The 19,834-nt window shown below is 67.7% G+C and carries 17 protein-coding genes; 12 read left to right on the forward strand and 5 right to left on the reverse strand.

Going from position 1 to position 19,834, the window contains the following annotated elements:
- Positions 1-17 precede the first annotated feature (17 nt).
- Positions 18-2,303, forward strand: coding sequence for a spermidine synthase (locus SH203_RS00260; protein ID WP_087118888.1), 2,286 nt, complete (start codon positions 18-20; stop codon positions 2,301-2,303).
- Here the strand turns inward: SH203_RS00260 and SH203_RS00265 are convergent.
- Positions 2,291-3,454 (reverse strand): bifunctional 2-C-methyl-D-erythritol 4-phosphate cytidylyltransferase/2-C-methyl-D-erythritol 2,4-cyclodiphosphate synthase, encoded by a 1,164-nt coding sequence (locus SH203_RS00265; protein WP_087118889.1) that lies wholly within the window; start codon positions 3,452-3,454, stop codon positions 2,291-2,293. The genes SH203_RS00260 and SH203_RS00265 overlap by 13 nt on opposite strands.
- Positions 3,455-3,549: 95 nt before the next feature.
- Here SH203_RS00265 and dusB point away from each other — a divergent pair, with 95 nt between their 5' ends.
- The 7 genes from dusB (at position 3,550) to SH203_RS00300 (ending at position 12,455) form a co-directional block, all read left to right on the forward strand.
- Entirely contained in the window at positions 3,550-4,605 is a 1,056-nt protein-coding gene (gene dusB, locus SH203_RS00270) for a tRNA dihydrouridine synthase DusB (RefSeq protein ID WP_200808785.1), read from the forward strand.
- Positions 4,602-6,872 carry a PAS domain-containing sensor histidine kinase gene (locus SH203_RS00275; protein WP_087118891.1) on the forward strand — a complete coding sequence of 757 codons (2,271 nt, stop codon included), beginning with the start codon at positions 4,602-4,604 and terminating at the stop codon, positions 6,870-6,872. Before dusB ends, SH203_RS00275 begins: the two co-directional genes overlap by 4 nt.
- Positions 6,873-6,881: 9 nt before the next feature.
- On the forward strand, positions 6,882-8,288 hold the full coding sequence (locus tag SH203_RS00280) for a sigma-54 dependent transcriptional regulator (RefSeq protein WP_087118892.1): 1,407 nt from the start codon (positions 6,882-6,884) through the stop codon (positions 8,286-8,288).
- The gene (locus tag SH203_RS00285) at positions 8,288-9,148 is read left to right on the forward strand and encodes a D-amino-acid transaminase (RefSeq protein ID WP_087118893.1); all 861 of its coding nucleotides are present in this window, start codon (positions 8,288-8,290) and stop codon (positions 9,146-9,148) included. The genes SH203_RS00280 and SH203_RS00285 overlap by 1 nt, the downstream gene beginning before the upstream one ends.
- A gap of 103 nt (positions 9,149-9,251) precedes the next feature.
- Positions 9,252-9,497, forward strand: a complete 246-nt coding sequence (gene hfq, locus SH203_RS00290) for an RNA chaperone Hfq (RefSeq protein ID WP_003164861.1) — start codon at positions 9,252-9,254, stop codon at positions 9,495-9,497.
- Complete coding sequence (gene hflX / locus SH203_RS00295) at positions 9,498-10,811, forward strand: GTPase HflX (protein WP_087118894.1); 1,314 nt, start codon at positions 9,498-9,500, stop codon at positions 10,809-10,811.
- A gap of 6 nt (positions 10,812-10,817) precedes the next feature.
- Positions 10,818-12,455 (forward strand): Na+/H+ antiporter, encoded by a 1,638-nt coding sequence (locus SH203_RS00300; RefSeq protein ID WP_087118895.1) that lies wholly within the window; start codon positions 10,818-10,820, stop codon positions 12,453-12,455.
- 6 nt (positions 12,456-12,461) lie between these two features.
- Here SH203_RS00300 and SH203_RS00305 read toward each other — a convergent pair whose 3' ends face one another.
- From SH203_RS00305 to SH203_RS00315, 3 genes are read right to left on the reverse strand one after another with little or no spacing between them, the layout of a single operon-like run.
- A complete protein-coding gene (locus SH203_RS00305) occupies positions 12,462-13,118 on the reverse strand; it encodes an HAD family phosphatase (RefSeq protein WP_087118896.1) in 657 nt (218 codons plus the stop codon).
- Positions 13,119-13,128: 10 nt separating this feature from the next.
- Entirely contained in the window at positions 13,129-13,923 is a 795-nt protein-coding gene (gene mazG, locus SH203_RS00310) for a nucleoside triphosphate pyrophosphohydrolase (RefSeq protein WP_087118897.1), read from the reverse strand.
- Positions 13,920-15,305, reverse strand: coding sequence for an MFS transporter (locus SH203_RS00315; protein WP_087118898.1), 1,386 nt, complete (start codon positions 15,303-15,305; stop codon positions 13,920-13,922). The genes mazG and SH203_RS00315 overlap by 4 nt, the downstream gene beginning before the upstream one ends.
- A gap of 109 nt (positions 15,306-15,414) precedes the next feature.
- Here SH203_RS00315 and SH203_RS00320 point away from each other — a divergent pair, with 109 nt between their 5' ends.
- The 4 genes from SH203_RS00320 to ygiD are packed head-to-tail and all read left to right on the forward strand — an operon-like array spanning position 15,415 to position 18,170.
- Positions 15,415-16,272 carry a D-alanyl-D-alanine carboxypeptidase family protein gene (locus SH203_RS00320; RefSeq protein WP_087119516.1) on the forward strand — a complete coding sequence of 286 codons (858 nt, stop codon included), beginning with the start codon at positions 15,415-15,417 and terminating at the stop codon, positions 16,270-16,272.
- Entirely contained in the window at positions 16,248-16,751 is a 504-nt protein-coding gene (locus tag SH203_RS00325) for a hypothetical protein (protein WP_234989320.1), read from the forward strand. Before SH203_RS00320 ends, SH203_RS00325 begins: the two co-directional genes overlap by 25 nt.
- A gap of 53 nt (positions 16,752-16,804) precedes the next feature.
- The gene (gene wrbA / locus SH203_RS00330) at positions 16,805-17,407 is read left to right on the forward strand and encodes an NAD(P)H:quinone oxidoreductase (protein WP_087118899.1); all 603 of its coding nucleotides are present in this window, start codon (positions 16,805-16,807) and stop codon (positions 17,405-17,407) included.
- 4 nt (positions 17,408-17,411) lie between these two features.
- A complete protein-coding gene (ygiD, locus tag SH203_RS00335) occupies positions 17,412-18,170 on the forward strand; it encodes a 4,5-DOPA dioxygenase extradiol (protein ID WP_087118900.1) in 759 nt (252 codons plus the stop codon).
- A gap of 19 nt (positions 18,171-18,189) precedes the next feature.
- Here ygiD and SH203_RS00340 read toward each other — a convergent pair whose 3' ends face one another.
- Positions 18,190-19,743, reverse strand: coding sequence for an AMP-binding protein (locus SH203_RS00340; protein ID WP_087118901.1), 1,554 nt, complete (start codon positions 19,741-19,743; stop codon positions 18,190-18,192).
- Positions 19,744-19,834: the final 91 nt, after the last annotated feature.

The raw sequence follows: 19,834 nt of genomic DNA on the forward strand, positions 1-19,834 counted from the left end.
CCGCTCTAACCAGAGGCATGACCGAGGCTGTCGAACCGTTGCGCCCCGTCGGACGGGCGGCCGATCCCGTGGCGCCGATCCTGTTCGCCGTGGCCATCTTCACCTCGGCCTGTCTGGTCTTCGTGGTTCAGCCGATGGCGGCCAAGCTGATCCTACCGACGCTGGGCGGGTCGCCGTCAGTATGGAACGCCTCGATGGTCTTCTTCCAGACCGCGCTTCTGACGGGATACGCCTACGCTCATCTGTTGCAGCGTCTGGCGAGCCTGAGGGCGCAGGTGGCGGCGCATCTGGCCTTGCTGGTGCTGGCGGCGCTGTTCCTGCCGCTGAGGATCAGCGGGGTGTTCGGCGATCCCGATGGGGCGCAGCCGGCCCTGTGGCTTCTGGCCACCCTGGCGGTGTCGATCGGGGCGCCGTTCGCGGTGCTGTCAGCGACGGCGCCGCTGTTGCAGGCTTGGTATGCGCGGGTGCGGGCGGATCAGGCGGACGGGGCCAATCCTTACGTTCTCTACGCCGCATCCAACCTGGGCAGCTTCCTGGCGCTCCTGGCCTATCCGGTCCTGATCGAGCCCCTGGCCAGCCTGTCGGGCCAGCGGCTGGGGTGGAGCCTGGGCTATGGCCTGTTCGTGGCCATGGTGATCGGGCTGGGCCTGCTGGTCTGGCGTCGGCGCGAGGCCGGGGCCGTCGAACCGGCGCCTTTAGCCGTCAGCGTGCCCATCGCCTGGCGCGAAAAGGGGATGCTTGTGCTGCTGGCCGCCGCGCCGTCCAGCCTGATGCTGGGGGTGACGGCGCATCTGACGACGGATGTAGCGTCGGCGCCCTTCCTGTGGGTGATCCCGCTGGCCCTGTATCTGCTGACCTTCGTGATCGCCTTCCAGACCCGGCCGGCCGTTCCGCCCGTCGTCGCCTTGGTGTTGCAGGGCGCCATGGCGGCGGCGTGCGCGGCCCTGATCGCCTTTCGCACAGGCGAGTGGCTGCTGGTGTTCACCGTCAATCTGGCGGCCTTCTTTTTCACGGCCCTGATGTGTCATCAGCGGCTGGCGGCCCGGCGTCCGCCGCCGGATCGGTTGACGGAGTTCTATCTGCTGCTGTCGCTGGGCGGGGTGATCGGCGGGGCCTTCAACGGCCTGATCGCGCCGATGGTGTTCAACATGGTGTGGGAATATCCGCTGGTCCTGGTCGCGGCGGCCCTGCTGAGGCCGTGGAGCCGGCGCGAGATGCGGCAGTGGGAGATCATCTGCGCCGTCGCCGGGGTGGTGATCGCCTTCCTGGGCCCCGTGTCGATGGAGGCGGTGCGCTATGCCCCCGATATTCGCGCGGCCGTGCCGGACGCCCAGTTGATCCGCTTCGCCCAGGCCATTCTCGGAATCGCGGCCCTGTTCGCCTTTCTGGTGCGGGATCGGGCCGTGCTGTTCGCCCTCGTGCTGGGGGCCATCGTCTGGTCGGGGTATCATCTGGCCAGGGGCTATGACTGGGCGCTTTCGGAGCGCAGCTTCTTCGGCGTCATGCGGGTGGCGCGGATCGACGATCCGCTGATGGGCGGGCCGGTTCACGTGCTGATGCACGGCACGACCCTGCATGGCGCCCAGGCGCAGGGCGAGACACGCATCTGCCAGCCGACACTGTATTACGCCACCGCCACGCCGCTGGGTCAGGCGATGCTGCAGACCCAGGCTCGTCATCTGGACGGCGCTCGGGTCGGTGTGGTCGGTCAGGGATCGGGCGCCATGGCCGCCTACAAGCGTCAGCAGGATCGGCTGACCTTCTTCGAAATCGATCCGATGGTGGATCGGCTGTCGCGCGATCCGCGCTGGTTCAGCTTCATCGACCGATGCGCCGACGGGCCGGTGCGGACGGTGATCGGCGACGCGCGCCTGACGATGGACCGGGAGCCGGCCGGCTCCTATGACCTGCTGATCATCGACGCCTTCTCATCCGACGCGGTGCCGACGCATCTGCTGACGGTCGAGGCGATCAGAGGCTATCTGCGGCTGCTGTCGCCGGACGGGGTGGTGGTGCTGCACCTGTCCAACCGTAATCTGGAGATCACCCGCCCGGCCGAGGCGGCGGCGCAGGCGCTGGCGGCGCCGAACCTGCATCAGGTCTATCTGGAGAAGTCCGGGCAGGGCCAGATGGCCGAAGCCTCGACCGAGGCCCTGCTGATCGGCAAGAGCGAGGCGGCGGTGAAGCCGTATCGCGACGACGGCCGCTGGCGCGTGCTGGATAGGACCGAGGTTCGTCCGTGGACGGACGACTATGTCAATCTGTTCGGTTCGCTGGTGCGTCAGATGCGCTATTCGCGCTGACGCACTGGCATTTCGACGGCGACGACGGCCTGGGCCGCCAGACCTTCGCCACGGCCGGTGAAGCCCAGGCCCTCGGTCGTGGTCGCCTTGACGCTGACGGCGTCCAGCGGAAGGTCCAGCAGGGCGGCGATGCGGTCGCGCATGGCCTGGCGGTGCGGTTTAACCTTGGGGCGTTCGCAGATCAGGGTGATATCCACATTGACGATCCGCCCCCCGCGCTGGGCCGTCAGTTCGGCGGCGTGGATCAGGAACTGATCGGAAGACGCGCCCTTCCATTTCGGATCGGTCGGCGGGAAATGGTCGCCGATGTCGCCGGCCGCGATGGCGCCCAGGATGGCGTCGGTCAGGGCGTGCAGCCCGGCGTCGGCGTCGGAATGGCCGATCAGCGTCTGATCGTGCGGCACTTCGATCCCGCACAGCCGGACCGGCCCGCCCGGCCCCCAGCGATGGACATCGTAGCCCGATCCGATGCGGGTCTGGTAGCGGGGGGCGTCTTGCGACAGCAGGGCCTCGGCCATGGCGAAATCCTCGGGGAAGGTCAGTTTCAGCAGGCGGGGATCGCCGGGGACCAGAACCACGCGCCCGCCCGCGCGCTGGACCACCATGGCCTCGTCGGCGGGTGCATCGGGGTCCGGCCAGGCGGCGTAGGCGGCCTCGATCACGCCGCGTCTGAAGGCCTGAGGAGTCTGGGCGCGCCACAGATCCTCGCGAGTCACCGCCTGGGTCACGGCTCCGTCCTGGGCCTTTCGCAGGCTGTCGGCGACGGCCAGGGCGGGCAGGGCGCCGTCGGCCGTCTCCAGCGCCATGACCAGACGGCCGATGATTTCGGCGCTCAGCAACGGCCGCGCCGCATCATGGATCAGCACGGGTCGATCCGGCGTGCAGGTCAGGGCGGCCAGACCCGCCCGCACCGAATCGGCGCGGTTGTCGCCCCCGGCGACGGCGCGCCAGCCGGTCAGGCCGTTCAGGGCCATGGCGGCGCGGTCCTCGGCGCCGGGGACCACGACCACGATCAGCTCGGCGGCGCCCGCGTCCCGCATCGCCTCGGCCGACCAGCGCAGCACCGGCTTGCCGCCCAGCAGCCGCCACTGTTTGTCGCCGCCTGCGCGCGAGCCGGAGCCGGCCGCCACGATGATGCCCGAAAAAGTCATGGCGGCCTTGATAGTGCGCGCCGCGACGGGGCGAAACCATCAATCGGCCCCGGTCATGCTTGACGAAGGGGGGCGTGATGCTGCGAAAGGCGCGGATGGCCAAGACCCTACAGATCGGCGACGTGACCGTGCCCGGCCAGGTGCTGATGGCGCCGATGACGGGCGTGACCGACCTGCCGTTCCGCGTGCTGGCGTCCAGACTGGGCGCCGCCTATGTGGCGACCGAGATGGTGGCGGCCAAGGAACTGGCGCGCGCCCGGCCCGATGTGGTGCGTCGCGCGGCGGTAGGAGCGGGTCTGCCGCTGACGGTGATCCAGCTGGTCGGGCGCGATCCCGAACAGATGGCCGAGGGCGCGCGGATGGCCGAAAAGGCCGGGGCCGACATCGTCGATCTGAATTTCGGCTGTCCGGCCAAGGAGGTCACGGGTTCGGCGGCGGGGTCGGCCCTGATGCGGACGCCCGATCTGGCGTGTCGGATCATGGAGGCGGTGGTCCAGGCGACCGCGCGGCCGGTGACGGTCAAGATGCGGCTAGGATGGGACGACGACAGCAAAAACGCCGCCGACCTGGCCCGACGCGCCGAACAGATCGGGGTCAAGGCGGTGACGGTTCACGGCCGCACCCGCAAACAGTTCTATACCGGCCATGCCGACTGGGACGCGGTGGGGGAGGTCAAGGCGGCGGTGGCCATTCCCGTCATCGTCAATGGCGACATCATAACGGCCGAGGCGGCGCGGCAGGCGCTGACGCAGTCGGGCGCGGATGGACTGATGCTGGGGCGGGGCGTCTATGGGCGGCCCTGGCTGGCGGCGCATCTGGAACGCGCGCTGAGCGACGGCGTCGAGTTGGACGAGCCAGGGCCGGAGGCGCGGTTGGCGATCGTCGTCGAACACCTGTGGGCGTCCATCGCCTTCTATGGGATGCCTCTGGGCCTGAAGATGTTCCGCAAACATCTGGGCTGGTACATTGAGCAGGCGCCGTGGCCGGCCGATCCGCAACACCGCCGCGAGGCCAAGGCGAGAATTTGCCGGTTGGACGATCCGCATGCCGCCGAGGCGGCCATGAGCGCGCTTTGGCGATCGGATTTGCCGCTCATCGACAAGTCCGTTGTTGAATATGCGCCACAGGTGATGGAGAGTGCTGTGGCATGACGGATACGCCTTCAGCGACGACCCCTGCGCCCGGCCGTATGCCGGACGATGAGTCGTTCTGGGGGTGGGTCGATACGGAACGGGCGCGGACCGGCTTCGGCGTCGCCTATTTCCTGGCCGTGGCGATCACGGCGGCGGCGATCTGGCTGGTCGCCGTGGCCCCCGGTTCCGGGGGCGGGGCCGCGCGCGGATCAAGCAGCGAGATCGCCCTGATCGTGCTGATCGCCAATCTGGTGCTGATCGCCGGGCTGGCCTTCATCGTCGGCCGTCGCGTCCTGGCCCTGGCGCGCAGCAAGGAAGAGGCGGGATCGCGCCTGCATCTGCGGTTCGTGGCCCTGTTCTCGATGGTGGCGCTGATCCCGTCCGTTCTGATCGCCCTGGTGTTCGGCGTGCTGGTCAACCGGGGCGTGGACCAGTGGTTCAGCGCGAACGTCAGCGCCTCGGTCGACAACGGCGCGTCGATCGGCAAGGCCTATATCGCGGATGTCAGCAACGACATGACGCGCGATCTCCGCACCATGGCCAGCGAACTGGGCGGCGCGCGTCAGGTTTTCGACAATCGGATTCAGTTCACGGACGCGCTGACGCAGATCGCCGAATTCTTCGGCTATCCCGCCGTTTATGTTTTGAACAGCCAGGGCGAAGTCCTGGCCACCGGCGCGCTGCCCAACGCGCCGCCCTATATATCGCCGCCGCGCTCCGCGCTGGAAATCGCGGGGGAGGGACAGGAAGCGCCGGTCGAGGTCACGGAAAACCCCGATACCGTCCGGGCCCTTTATCCCTTGCCGGGTTACGGCGACGCCTTCCTGTATGTCGTGCGACCGCTGGCGCCGGGGCTGGTGGCGCAGATGCGTTCGGCCGTGCAATCCATCGAAAGCTATCGCGAGGCGCAGGAGAGCCGTGCGCGCATCCAGTCGGCCTTTATCCTCAGCTATGTGGAGACGGCGCTCCTGGTGCTGGTGGGCGCCGTCTGGCTGGGGATGTCGGCGGCCAGCAGCATTTCCGCCCCCATCGGGCGGCTGGTCAAGGCGGCGGGTCAGATCGCCGGCGGCGACCTGACCGCGCGGGTGGACAGCGCCGGGGCTCCGGCCGAGATCGCCACCCTGTCGGACGCCTTCAACCGGATGACCGGCGATCTGCAGGATCAGCAGAGCGCGCTGAAGGCGGCCAGCGACGAGGCCCAGGATCGCAGCCATTTCATCGAAACCGTGCTGTCGGGCGTCAGCGCCGGCGTGATCGGTCTGGACCGACGCGGCCGGGTGTCCGCCATCAACGACAGCGCCCTGCAATTGCTGCACATCGAAGAGGCCGAGGTGCTGGGCCACGAATTGGCGGCCGTGTCGCCGGAGTTGAGCGATCTGGTGCGCCGGGCCGAGGCCCATATCGAGGAAGACATCGACGTCAGCCGCAACGGCGAAACCCGCCGTCTGCGCGTCCGCATCGAGGGCGGGCAGGGCGGCGAGATGGTCCTGACGTTCGACGACATCACCCGCCTGGTCACGGCCCAGCGCAACGCCGCCTGGCGCGATGTGGCCCGCCGCATCGCCCATGAGATCAAGAACCCCCTGACGCCGATCCAGCTGTCGGCCGAGCGGCTGAAACGCAAATATCGGGCGCGGATCGGCGAAGATGTCGAGATTTTCGACCGCTGCACCGACACCATTATCCGCCAGGTCGGGGACATCGGCCGGATGGTGGACGAATTCTCGTCCTTCGCCCGGATGCCGGCGCCGCGGTTCGCCCCGTCGAATCCGTCTGAGATGTTGCGCGAGGCGGTGTTCGCCCAGCGGGTGGCTGCGCCCGACATCGTGGTGGACATCGTCGAACCCCTGCCCGAGGCCGTGCTGGAAAGCGACGGGCGGATGGTGGGGCAGGCGCTGCTGAATATCCTGAAGAACGCCGGCGAATCCGTCGCGGCCCGCCGGGCGGCGGCGGGAGAGGATGCGGCGTCCGACGACGCCGGCGTGATCGCCTCCCTGTCCGTCGAAGATGGCCACGCGACCTTCGTCATCGAGGACGACGGCGTGGGCCTGCCGGCGCGCGACCGCGATCGATTGACCGAACCCTATGTCACCACGCGCGAGAAGGGCACGGGCCTGGGCCTGGCCATCGTCAAACGCATCTGCGAGGACCACGGCGGCGAGCTGAAGCTGGCCGACGCCGAACGTCTGCGCGGCGCGCGCGTGTGCATGATCTTCCCACTGAAACCCAACGGCAAGGCCGGCGACGGCGTGGAGCGCAGGCTCCAGACCGTCGCCGCCGAATAGCGAGGCAAGATGCGACCTACCGGTTCCGACATTCTGGTCGTCGACGACGAAGCCGACATCCGCGACCTGGTTTCCGGCCTGCTGGAGGACGAGGGCCACGCCGTTCGCGTCGCCGCCAACTCCGACGAGGCCCTGGCCGCCATCCGGGCCAGAAAGCCGTCTCTGGCCATCCTGGACATCTGGATGCAGGGCGGCGGTCTGGACGGGCTGGAGCTGCTGGAGGTGATCAAGGAGCTGGACCCGGACCTGCCGGTGGTGATGATCTCGGGCCACGGTAATATCGAGACGGCGGTGACGGCGCTCAAGCGCGGCGCCTATGACTTCATCGAAAAGCCGTTCAAGTCGGACCGGCTGGTGGTCGTGGTCGAACGGGCCATCGAGGCGGCGACCCTGAGGCGCGAGAACCGTCGCCTGCGCGCCCAGACCATGACGCCGTCGGGCCTGATCGGTCGGTCGCAGGCGGCCCAGGCGCTGCGCGGCACCATCGCCAAGGTGGCCCAGGCCAACAGCCGCGTGCTGATTTCCGGCCCCGCCGGGTCGGGCAAGGAACTGGTCGCGCGCCAGATTCACGAAGGCAGCCCGCGCGCCCGCGCCGAGTTCGTGGCCATATCGGCCGCCGGCATGACGCCGGAAAGGCTGGACGTCGAACTGTTCGGCGAAGAGGGACAGGACGGCCGACCGCGCAAGATCGGCGTGTTCGAACGCGCCCACAACGGCACGCTTTATCTGGACGAAATCAGCGACATGCCGCGCGAGAGCCAGAGCCGCATCCTGCGCGTCCTGGTCGATCAGCGGTTCCGCCGCGTCGGCGGCGAACAGGACGTTCAGGTCGATGTGCGGGTTGTGACCTCCACTTCGCGCGACCTGAAAAGCGAGATCGCCGAGGGGCGCTTCCGCGAGGACCTGTTCCACCGCCTGAACGTGGTGCCGATCCGGGTGCCGGCCCTATCGGAACGGCGCGAGGACATCGCCGAACTGGTCGAATATTTCGTGGACACCATCAGCGCGGCCCAGGGCCTGCCCAGGCGGATCGTTGGCGAGGATGCGGTCGCGGTGCTGCAGGTTCACCCCTGGCCCGGCAATATCCGGCAACTGCGCAACAATATCGAACGGCTGCTGATCCTGGCGACCGGCGATCCGGCCGAGACCATCACCGCCGACATGCTGCCGCAGGAGGTGGCGACCTCGAACGGCGGGAGCGCGAACCTGGGCGGCGAGCGGACCATCGCCCTGCCGCTGCGCGAGGCGCGAGAGGTGTTCGAGCGTGAATATCTGGCGGCCCAGATCATGCGTTTCGGCGGCAATATCTCGCGCACCGCCGCCTTCATCGGCATGGAGCGGTCGGCCCTGCACAGAAAGCTGAAGTCGCTGGGCGTCTCGCCCGCGCGCGGCGGCGAAGAGGATGAAACGGCCTGATGTCGCGCATCGCCTACGTCAACGGCGCCTACAGTCCGCATGGACAGGCCGTGGTGCATGTCGAGGATCGCGGCTTCCAGTTCGCCGACGGGGTCTATGAGGTCTGGTCGGTGATGGACGGGCGGCTGGCCGACTTCGACGGCCACATGACGCGGCTGAACCGCAGTCTGGACGCCCTCGGCATCGAAGTTCCGATGACCTCGGCGGCGCTGGGCGTGGTGTTGCGCGAGACGGTGCGGCGCAACCGCGTGCGCGAGGGCATGGTCTATCTGCAGGTCACGCGAGGCACGGCCGCGCGCGACCACGCCTTTCCCGCCGACATCGCGCCCAGTGTGATCGTGACGGCCAAATGTATCGATCCGGCCCGCGGACGGGCGCTGGCGGCCAGGGGCGTGGCGGGCGTGACCCAGCCCGACATTCGCTGGGGACGATGCGACATCAAGACGGTCGGCCTGCTGCCCAATGTGCTGGCCAAACAGGGGGCGCGCGAACGCGGCGCTTACGAATGCCTGATGTACGACGACATGGGCCTGGTGACGGAGGGCGCCTCGACCAACGCCTGGATCGTGGACGAAGAGGGGCGGCTGCGAACGCGCGACACCCAGGCCAACATCCTTCGCGGGATCACGCGCGAAGCGATCCTGAAACTGGTCGCCGCCGAGGGGATCGCCCTGGACGAGCGGCCGTTCTCGGTCGAGGACGCCAAACGCGCGCGCGAGGTCTTCGTCACGGCCGCCAGCGCCTTCGTCATGCCTTTGATCTCACTGGACGGAGTCAGGATCGGCGACGGAAAGCCTGGCCCGGTCGCCACCCGTTTGCGCGAAGTCTATCTTGAACAGGCGCGCAGAGAGGCCATTTAGGCCGTTGCCCCTGCGGGCGGGCGGCGGCTAAGGTCGCCGTCGGCCGCATCGGCCCCGCGCCGAACCACCGGCGACGAACAACGAAGAACAGGAAAAACCTGCCATGTCGCAAGACAAACGTCAGAACCTTCAGGACACCTTCCTCAACTCGGTTCGCAAGACCAAGACGCCGCTGACCATCTTCCTGGTCAACGGGGTCAAGTTGCAGGGCATCGTGACCTGGTTCGACAACTTCTGTGTGCTGCTGCGCCGCGATGGCCAGTCCCAGCTGGTGTACAAGCACGCCATCTCCACCATCATGCCGTCCGCGCCCGTGCAGCTGTACGAGCCCGACGCCGAAGAAGACTGATTGACCCAAAAACTGATCGACCACGCCGTCCCTCTGATCCGGGCGGTCGTCATCCATCCCGACCGACGCTCCGACAGTCCCCGGTTGGCCAGCGAACGGCTTGAGGAGGCCGTGGGTCTGGCCCGCGCGCTGGACCTCGACGTGCGCGCCGAAGAGATCGTGCGATTGCGTGGGACCACGCCCGCCACCCTGTTCGGAAGCGGCAAGGTGGAGGAGCTGGCCGCCCTGGTCCGCGCCGCGGATGCGGAGGCGGTCATCATCGACGACGCCCTGACCCCCGTGCAGCAGCGCAATCTGGAAAAGGCGTGGGAGGTGAAGGTCATCGACCGCACCGGCCTGATCCTGGAAATCTTCGGCCGCCGCGCGCGGACCAAGGAAGGGCGGCTGCAGGTCGAACTGGCGCGTCTGGACTATGAACGCTCGCGTCTGGTGCGGACCTGGACCCACCTTGAGCGGCAACGCGGCGGCACCGGCTCGACCGGCGGTCCCGGCGAGACCCAGATCGAGTTGGATAGGCGCCTGATCGCCGACCGGATCGTGCGTCTGAAGGCCGAACTGGAGGAGGTGCGCCGCACGCGCGGCCTGCATCGCAAGCAGCGCCAGAAGGTTCCGTTCCCGACCATCGCCCTGGTCGGCTACACCAATGCGGGCAAGTCGACGCTGTTCAACCGGCTGACGGGATCGGAGGTCTTCGCCAAGGATCTGCTGTTCGCGACGCTGGACACGACCCAGCGCACGATCCGCCTGCCGCAGGGACGGCCAGCCATCGTGGCCGATACCGTCGGTTTCATCTCCGACCTGCCGCACGAACTGGTCGAAAGCTTCCGCGCGACGCTGGAGGAGGTGGGCGAGGCCGATCTGATCCTGCACGTCCGCGACATCGCTTCGGCCGACAGCGACGCCCAGGCCAGGGACGTCGAGGCGGTGCTGAAACAGATCGAGACACCCGAGGGCAAGACGCGCCGGGTGCTGGAGGTCTGGAACAAGATCGACTTGCTGGACGACGAGGCGCGTGAGGCCGTGATGGGGCAGGCCGAACGTCTGTCGAAGGAAGGCGAGGCGGTCGCCGTCTCGGCCTGGACGGGCGAGGGGATCGAACCCTTGCGCCAGACCATTGCGGGCCTGATCGACGACGACCCGGAAACCCGGGTGACGTTGGCGCCGCATCAGGGCGAGGCGCTGGCCTGGCTTTATGAACACGGCCGGGTGAAGGCGCGCGATACGGACGAGCTTGGCCGCACTCATGTCACGGTGCGGTTGCACCCTGGCGCGCTCGGACGATTCGAGCGTCTGTATCCCGACCTGGACGGCTAAGTTTCAATGCATCTGATCGAAACCATACTACTGCTGCTTCTGGCCGTCGTAGTGTCGGGTTCGATCGCTCGGATCACGCGGATCGCCCTGCCGTTGGTGCAGATCGCGCTGGGGGCCGGGCTGGTGCTGATCACCGGCTCGACGGTCGATCTGAAGCCGGACATCTTCTTTCTGTTGTTCCTGCCGCCGCTGCTGTTTCTGGACGGCTGGCGCATCCCCAAGGAAGATCTGTTCCGCGACCGGGCGGTGATCCTGGAACTGGCGCTGGGTCTGGTGCTGTTCACCGTCCTGGGGCTGGGCTTCCTGATGTGGTGGATGATCCCGGAAATGCCGATGCCGGTGGCCTTCGCCCTGGCGGCCATCCTGTCGCCGACGGACCCCATCGCGGTTCAGGCCATCGCCGCCCGCGCGCCGATTCCCAAGCGGTTGATGCATATTCTGGAGGGCGAGTCGCTGCTGAACGACGCGACGGGCCTGACCTGTATGCGGATCGCGGTGATTGCGGCGACGACCGGCGCCTTTTCCATCGGCCACGCCGTCGGCGCCTTCCTGTGGCTGGCCCTGGTCGGGGTGGCGGTGGGCGTGGCCAGCGCCATGGCCATCAGCTACGCCAAGACCATCATCAGCCGACGCTGGGGCGAAGATGTCGGCGCGCAGATACTGGTCAGCTTGCTGATCCCGTTCGCCGCCTATCTGATCGCCGAAGAGTTGAAGGCCTCCGGCATTCTGGCCGCCGTGGCCGCCGGCATCACCATGAGCTTCACCGAGCGGGACGGCATTCCCGGCCAGTCCATGGCCATGACCCGCATTCGGCGCAGCGTGGTGTGGGACACGGTGCAGTTCGTCGCCAACGGCATCATCTTCGTGATCCTGGGCGAACAGATGCCGTCGATCCTGTCGCGCGCGGCCGAGGTGGTGCGCGGGACCAGCCGACCCGAGGTCTGGTGGCTGGCGGTCTATGTGTTCGCCATCGTAGGGGCCTTGGCGGCGTTGCGGTTCATCTGGGTGTGGACCTCGCTGAAGCTGACCCTGTATCGGCGACGCCATCGCCAGCCGCCCGCCCGCGTGGGATTGCGGCTGACGCTGGTGATGTCGCTGGCGGGGGTGCGGGGCGCGATCACCCTGGCGGGCATCCTGACCCTGCCGTTCGTGCTGGGGGACGGCTCGCCCATGCCGTCGCGGAACCTGGCCATCTTCCTGGCGGCGGCGGTGATTATCGTGTCGCTGCTGGTGGCGACCTTCGCCCTGCCGCGCCTGCTGAAGGGGGTGGAGCTGCCGCCCGAACCCTCGCATGAGCGCGAGGAGGATCGCGGCCGGGTCGCCGCCGCCTCCGCCGCCCTGCGCGCCGTGGAAGATGCCTCGCACGCCATGGCCGAGGGCAAGCCCAATCCCGACCTCTATTCCGACGTGGCCAGCCGGATCATGGAACTGTACCGGCACCGCATCGAAAGCCGCACCCGCACCGACGAGGACGATGTGGAGGCCGCCCGGCTGAGCGACATGATCGAACGACATCTGCGAATGGCGGGTCTGGCGGCCGAGCGCGAGGAGCTTGGTCGGCTGGCGCGTCTGCGTCGGCTGGACGAAGAAACGGCCAAGAAGCTGATCCGTGAAGTGGACCTTCAGGAGCTGCGCTATTCCTGAAGTGGATCAGCGGTCCATGAAGGCGGCGACTTCGACGTAGTCGCGGGCCAGATGATGGGCCCCGCGCGCAGCCAGACGCTTGGCATGGCCGTCGCGGACATGGCCGCCGGCCAGCAGACCCACGACCGTCATGCCCGCCGCCACGCCGGCGGTCACGCCGGCTTCCGAATCCTCGATGACCAGGGCGCGGGCCGGATCGACGCCCATGGTGCGGGCGGCGTGCAGGAACAGATCGGGATGCGGCTTGCCGCGCTCGACCGCCAGTCCCGTGAAGATCGATCCGTCGAAATGTTCGGTCAGGCCGAACAGGTCCAGCCCGACGCCGATCCAGTCCGGGCCGCTGGACGAGGCGATGCAGCGGGCTTCGGGCCGGGCGTGGGCGAAGTCGATCATGCCGGGCACGGGCGTCAATTGGTGCGGCGCGCGCTGGCGGCAGGTGGCGAACCAGGTGGTGTGGAAGTCGTCCGGGCAGGCGCGGCCCAGCCTGGCCTCGACCACGGGGCGGTTGTCGCGCCAGCGCTTGCCCGTATAGGCGGCCAGCACCTCGTCCAGCGTGGTGGGCAGGCCGATGGCGGTCAGCTGCTCGGCCATGACGGTGCTGTTCAGCACCTCGCTGTCGGCGACGACGCCGTCATAGTCGAAGATGATCAGGTCGTAGGTCACGCAGAGCCGTTCAGCGGGAAAGCGCGGCCTTTTCCGCGACCTTTGCGGCGTCCCAGAGGCGATCCATCTCCTCCAGCGTCGATTGGTCGGGCGTGCGTCCACCCTTGGCCAGTTCAGCCTCGATGAAGCCGAACCGGCGCACGAACTTGGCGTTGGCGGCGCGCAGGGCGTCTTCGGGTTCGACGTCCAGTTTGCGGGCCAGGTTGGCGACGACGAACAGAAGGTCGCCCAGCTCCTCGCGCGCCTTGGCCTGGTCGCCGGCGGCGATTTCGACGCGCAACTCCTCGACCTCTTCCGCCAGTTTGTCGAACACCTCGTCGGTCGAGGGCCAGTCGAAGCCGACGCGACCGGCGCGTTTGGTCAGTTTGGCGGCGCGGGTCAGGGCGGGCAGGCCGACCGGCACGTCGTCCAGAACGCCGGGCTTCTGACGGTCCTTGCGCTCGGCCGCCTTGATGACCTCCCAGGCGACGGTCTGTTCCTTCGAAGACCGCTGGGCTTCGTCGCCGAAGACGTGGGGGTGGCGGCGTTCCAGCTTGTCGGCGATGGCCGTGACCACGTCGTCAAAGGCGAACAGACCCTGTTCCTCGGCCATGCGGGCGTGGAAGACGACCTGGAACAACAGGTCGCCCAGTTCTCCCTTCAGTTCGATCAGGTCGTTGCGCTCGATAGCGTCGGCGACCTCATAGGCCTCCTCGATCGTATAGGGGGCGATGGTGGCGAAGGTCTGCTCCACGTCCCACGGGCAGCCGCCGTCCGGGTCGCGCAGCCGCTCCATCACGCCCAGCAGGCGGTCGATCGGCCTCATGCCTTGGCTCCGACCTGGGCCTCGGCGTCGCGCGCTTCGAGCGCCAGGCGGATTTCGTCGTGTCGTTTCGCGGTCAGCGGATAGTTCCGTAAGACTACGCCCGCCAGGATCAGCAGGACGCCCGGCACGGCGATGAACAGGATCTGTAGCGTCAGCAGAGCCGTCTCGCTGTTGCCGGCTGGACCGGGCAGGGCGCGGAAGCCGACGCCTTGCAGGATCAGATAGGGGATCAGTGCGACGACGTGACCGATCTTGGTGGTGGCCGACAGGATCGAAAGCATCAGGCCGGTGCGGTCCACGCCGGTCTCGAACCGTTCCTCGTCGCCGGCGTCGGCCATCATGGCGCGGGTCAGGAACAGGCCCGCCGCATAGGGCAGGCCGGCGATGAACATGACCACCGCCGTCAGGACGAAATTGCCGCCCGGAACCAGGGTCGCGCCGACATAGAGGACGGCGGACACGACGCTGGCCATCGCCAGGCCGCGATCCTTGCCCACGCGCGTCGCGTACCAGGCCCAGAAGGGCGCGCCGCACAGGCCGGCGATGAAATAGAACAGCATGAACAGCCCGGCCTGGGTGTGGTCGTAGCCCCGGATCTGGCCGAAGAAGAAGAACAGCAGCGAGCCGGTGATGCCCGGCGCCACGCCCAGCAGCAGGTCGGACAGCAGCAGCTTCCTGACCACCGGCTTCCTGAACAGGCCGAGATAGGCGCCCAGGCTGCCATGTGGCTGGCCGCCGGACGTCACCGGCTCGGGCACGGCGATCATGGCCAGGCCAATGGTGACGGGCAGGGCGATCACGATGGCCCAGCCCATGATCCGCACGCCGTCGGCGTAGTTCCCGATCCCCGTCTGGACCACCACGGTCGGCAGCACCAGGATCAGCACCACCCCGATGATGTTGAACACCTGCCACCAACCATAGACGCGGCTGCGCTGGTCATACTGCGGCGCCAGGACGGCGGCCCAGCCGAGCTGGCCCAGGGTGCCGATGGAGAAGCCGAGATAGAGAAACAGCAGCCATCCGAACAGATAGACAGGCGGGGCGCCCGGCTGGACCACGACGAACATCATATAGGCGGCCAGCATCAGCATGGGCGTCGACAGCGCCATCCACGGGCGATAGCGGCCAAACCGCGTCTTGGTCCGATCCATGCCCCAACCGATGAAGGGGTCGAAGACGATGTCGATCAGCCGCACCGCCATGAAGACGGCGGCCACCACCCCCAGCTCCAGCCCGACGAAGGTGGCGTAGAACTCGGGCAGGGTGACCGGCAGGGCGACCCCGAACGCGGCCAGCGGCAGACAGGGGCCGGAAAAGGCGGCCAGGACAGCGTTGGAACGGCGAGGCGTCGTGTGGGCGGACGCGGATCGGGCGGTCATGAAAGAGGGTCCGAAACGGCCCGGATGAGTCGGACCTGCTGCACCATCGCAGCTTTGGCGCGTCAGCGGTATGGTGGACTTCGTGGCCGGCTTGGGGCTTGCTGCGGTGATGTCGCTTCGCCTGCTCGCCCTGTTCGGTCTGGTCGTGGGACTGCTCTTCGCCGGGCAGGCCAGGGCGGCGGGACCATGCCACACCAACGCCGACGTCTGGAGCGCGCAGGGACTGGCCAACGCCGAGGCGGCCTACGCCATGCCGTGGACGCCGTTCGGGACGCCCGAATGGGGCTGGCGGCCCTATCTGCCGCTGATCCAACAGGAGCTTCACACGCGCTGCGGCGCTGGCACGCCCATCTTCGCCTCGCAGCTGGCGGGGTTTCAGCAGACGCATGGACTGGCGCCGACCGGCCTGTTGGACGCCGCCACCTTTCAGGTGTTTCGGGGCGTGTGGCAGGAGCGGCGGCCGTTCGTGATGGCGCGTGTCGGCGGCCTGTGCCCCGAGCCGCCGCCGATCAATCAACTGGGCTATCTGGTCGCCGAGGAGGAGCATGCCGACCGGCTGACGCGGCTGTTGCGGCGCGACGTGCTGGACGCTTATCGCCGTCTGGTCGCCGCCGCCCGGGCCGAGGTTCCAGAGGTCGCGGCCGATCCCGAACTGTTGCAGATCTTCTCGGGCTTCCGTGACCCGGAGGCGGATGCGGCGCGCTGCGCCCAGCAGGGCAATTGCGATGGCCTGCGTCGCGCCGTCTGTTCGCCGCACCGGACCGGAACGGCCGTCGATCTCTATGTGGGACAGGCGCCGGGTCTGGGGGTGGATTCAACGACGCCCGCCAGCCGCGAATATATGGCGCGGACGGCGACCTATCGTTGGCTGGTCGAGAATGCGGGGCGATTCGGATTCGTGCCCTACATCTATGAACCCTGGCATTGGGAATATGTGCGGCCATGGGACCCTGCGTTCGCGCCCTGACGCCCGCCGAGGCGGCGCTGGCGCGCGAGGCGTTCGGCGCGGCCCTGCGGCTGGACAGGATTCGACTGATCGCCTGGCCGTTTCGACGCGCTTTCGTGGCCGGTCGCTGGTTCGGGCGCGACTGGATCGTCTGGCCGAGACACAGCCTGGTCACGGATTTCGCCGCCGCATCGGCCCAGGCGCAGGGTGTGCTGATCCACGAACTGACCCACGTCTGGCAGGCGCAACAGGGCGTCAATCTGCTGTGGGCCAAGCTGAAGGCAGGGGACACGGCGGCCTCCTATGCCTATGAGGCGGTTGCGACCTGTCGTTGGGACAGCCTGAACATCGAACAGCAGGCGATGGTGATGGAGCATCGCTTTCATCGCCAGCGTGGGCGCGCCGCGCCGGGGTCCGCGGCTTTCTACGCGGCCGTCTGCCCGTTCGAGCCGAAATCGGAGCGGGAGACTTGCATCGACACGGAGGACACGCCAAGTTAGCAACGGTCGTTGTTGCGAATAACGGCCTCAGTCATTCAACGGAGCCTCCCCCGATGCCTAAAGTCTTGGTCCTCTATCATTCGACCTATGGCCACCTGGAAACCATGGCCGAAGCCGTCGCCGAGGGCGCGCGCGAGGTCGAGGGCGCGGTGGTCGATATCAAGCGCGTGCCGGAAACCGTGCCGCAAGAGCTGGCCAAGACCTCGCACTACAAGCTGGACCAGAAGGCCCCGGTCGCCAAGATCGACGACCTGAAGGATTATGACGCCATCATCATCGGCGCGGGCACCCGTTTCGGCTCGGCCGCGTCGCAGATGCGCGCCTTCCTGGATCAGGCCGGCGGCCTGTGGTTCTCGGGCGCGCTGATCGGCAAGATCGGCGGCGCCTTCACCGCCACGGCGACCCAGCATGGCGGCCAGGAATCCACCTTCCAGGGCCTGCACAACTTCTTCATGCACCACGGGATGCCGGTGGTCGGTCTGCCCTATTCGTATCAGGCGCAGATGACGCTGGACGCGGTTCACGGTGGTTCGCCATACGGCGCTTCGACCATCACCGGCGGGGACGGCTCGCGGATGCCCAGCGAGATCGACCTGGGCGGCGCCCGCTTTCAGGGCAAGCATATCGCCGAACTGGCCAAGAAGCTGCACGGCTGATCCGATGCGCCAGCCCGCCGTCTTCTTCGGTCACGGCTCGCCCATGAATGCCTTGGGCGGTCCCTATGGGGCCGCCTGGCGCGACCTGGGTCAGGCCATCGGCAAGCCCAGGGGCGTGGTCATGGTGTCCGCCCACTGGGAGACGCGCGGGCTGGGCGTCACGGCGCAGGAGAAACCGGAAACGATCCATGATTTCGGCGGCTTCCCGCGCGAACTTCATGAGATGCTGTATCCCGCGCCCGGATCGCCCGAACTGGCGGCGCGGGTGTCGGAACTGACCGGCGCCGTCCAGACGCCGCAATGGGGTCTGGATCACGGAACCTGGTCGGTGCTGTGTCATGTCTGGCCTGAGGCGGATGTGCCGGTGGTGCAACTGTCGCTGAACCGCGACCTGACGGCGCGCCAACACTACGACCTGGCCAGGACGCTGACGCCTCTGCGCGACGAGGGGATCGTCATCGCCGGGTCGGGCGACTTCGTCCATAATCTGCGGACCTGGAAGCGCGAGGGCGGGGCCGAACCCTACGCCTGGGCCACCGGCTTCAACGAGGCGGTTAAGGCGGCGTTCGAGCGGGGCGACCACGACGCCCTGATCGATTGGGTGGGCCTGGCCGAGGACGCGCAACTGAGCGTGCCGACCGACGAACACTATCTGCCGGTCCTCTATGTCGCCGCCCAGCAGCAGCCGGGCGAACCTGTCAGCTTCTTCAACGACAAGATCGACGGCGGCTCGATCTCGATGACGGGCGTGCGGATCGGCTGAGGTCGGCGCGGCGGCCGGATCAGGCCGCCTTTTCCGCCTCGACCATCTTCTGGATGGCGACATAGTCGGTCTTGCCGGTGCCCAGGACGGGCACCTCGGAGACCTTGACGATCTTCTTGGGCACGATCAGTTCCGGCGCGCCGTTGTTGCGCGCCCATTCGGCCAGGGGCGCGACCTCGGCGGCGTCGTGGTCCGTCACCAGCACCAGTTTTTCGCCCTTGCGGCTGTCGGGGATCGAGACGACGGCGTGGCGACGCTCGGGCCAGACCGCGCCGGCGATACCCTCCACCGCCGTCAGGGAGACCATTTCCCCGCCGATCTTGGCGAAGCGTTTGGCGCGTCCCTTGATGGTGACATAGCCCTCGGCGTCCACATCCACGATGTCGCCGGTGTCCAGCCAGTCGTCGCCGACGGCTTCCCAGGCCAGCGGCTCGGCCGAGGTGACATAGCCGCTCATGACGTTCGGCCCCTTCAGGAACAGGCGACCGCCGCCGTCGATGCCCTCGACAGGCTCCAGCTTCCAGTCGATGCCCGGCAGCATCTGGCCCACCGTGCCCGGCGCATTGCGGTCGGGGTGGTTCACGGCGATGACGGGCGAGGCCTCGGTCGCGCCATAGCCTTCCAGCAGTTCGACGCCGCCGAACTTGGTGTTGAACAGGGCGCGCGTCTCCTCGCGCACCTTCTCGGCGCCGGCGACGGCGAACTTCAGCGTGGCGAAGTCGTCCGGCTCGGCCACGCGCGCATACTGGCTCAGGAAGGTGTCGGTCGCGAACAGGATCGAGGCGTTCACCTGAGGCAGCAGGTCCGTGATCTGTTTGGCGTGCAGCGGCGACGGATATTGGAACGCCTTCAGCCCCTGCAGCAGTGGCAGGATGACCCCGCCGGTCAGGCCGAAACAGTGGAAGGTCGGCAGGGGGTTGAACATGACCCAAGCGGGGTCGAGATCGATATGGGCCGCGACCTGTCGGGCATTGGCGACCAGATTCTTCTGGCTCAGCACCACGCCTTTCGGCGTGCCGAAACTGCCCGAGGTGAACAGGACGACGCCCGGTGAATCCGGGTCGGTCTTCACACGAAAGCGCTTGGGCGCGGCGCCGGCGGCCAGGCCGTACAGCTTGTCGGACAGGCCGATGGTGTTTCGCACGTCGTCCAGCCAGACGACGTCGGCGACCGTCTTCAGCTCGACGATCAGGTCGTCCAGCTTGGCCTGATCGATGAACCGCTTGGCGGTCAGCACCTTCTTGACGCCGGAGGCCTTGATGGCCGCCTTCAGATTGGCCTCGCCGGCGGTGAAGTTCAGCATCACCGGCACACGGCCGTGGGCGTGCAGACCAAAGAAGGTGACGACCACGCCCATTGACGACGGCAGCAGGATCGCGACGCGATCCCCCTTCTGCGTCATGTCGGCGATCTTGCGCCCCAGGACGAAGGCCGCGCGAATCAGACCTGTGTAGGTGAGGGGATGCCTGTCCTGATCCTCAAGGATTTCCTTGTCGCCGTATTTCGAGCGCGCCTCGATCAAAGCGTCGATGAGCGATACGTCGTAAAGCGAGGGGTCCAGAGCCTGTCGCAAGCGCGTCTCCTACGGAGAGCCGACGGCCCTCTCTGTTGTTCGGGCATTCGTCATTAATGACGCCGCGTCTTGTTGAAAAGATATGTTACGC

The sequence above is a fragment of the Brevundimonas sp. SH203 genome (assembly GCF_002157625.1).
GTDB lineage: Bacteria > Pseudomonadota > Alphaproteobacteria > Caulobacterales > Caulobacteraceae > Brevundimonas.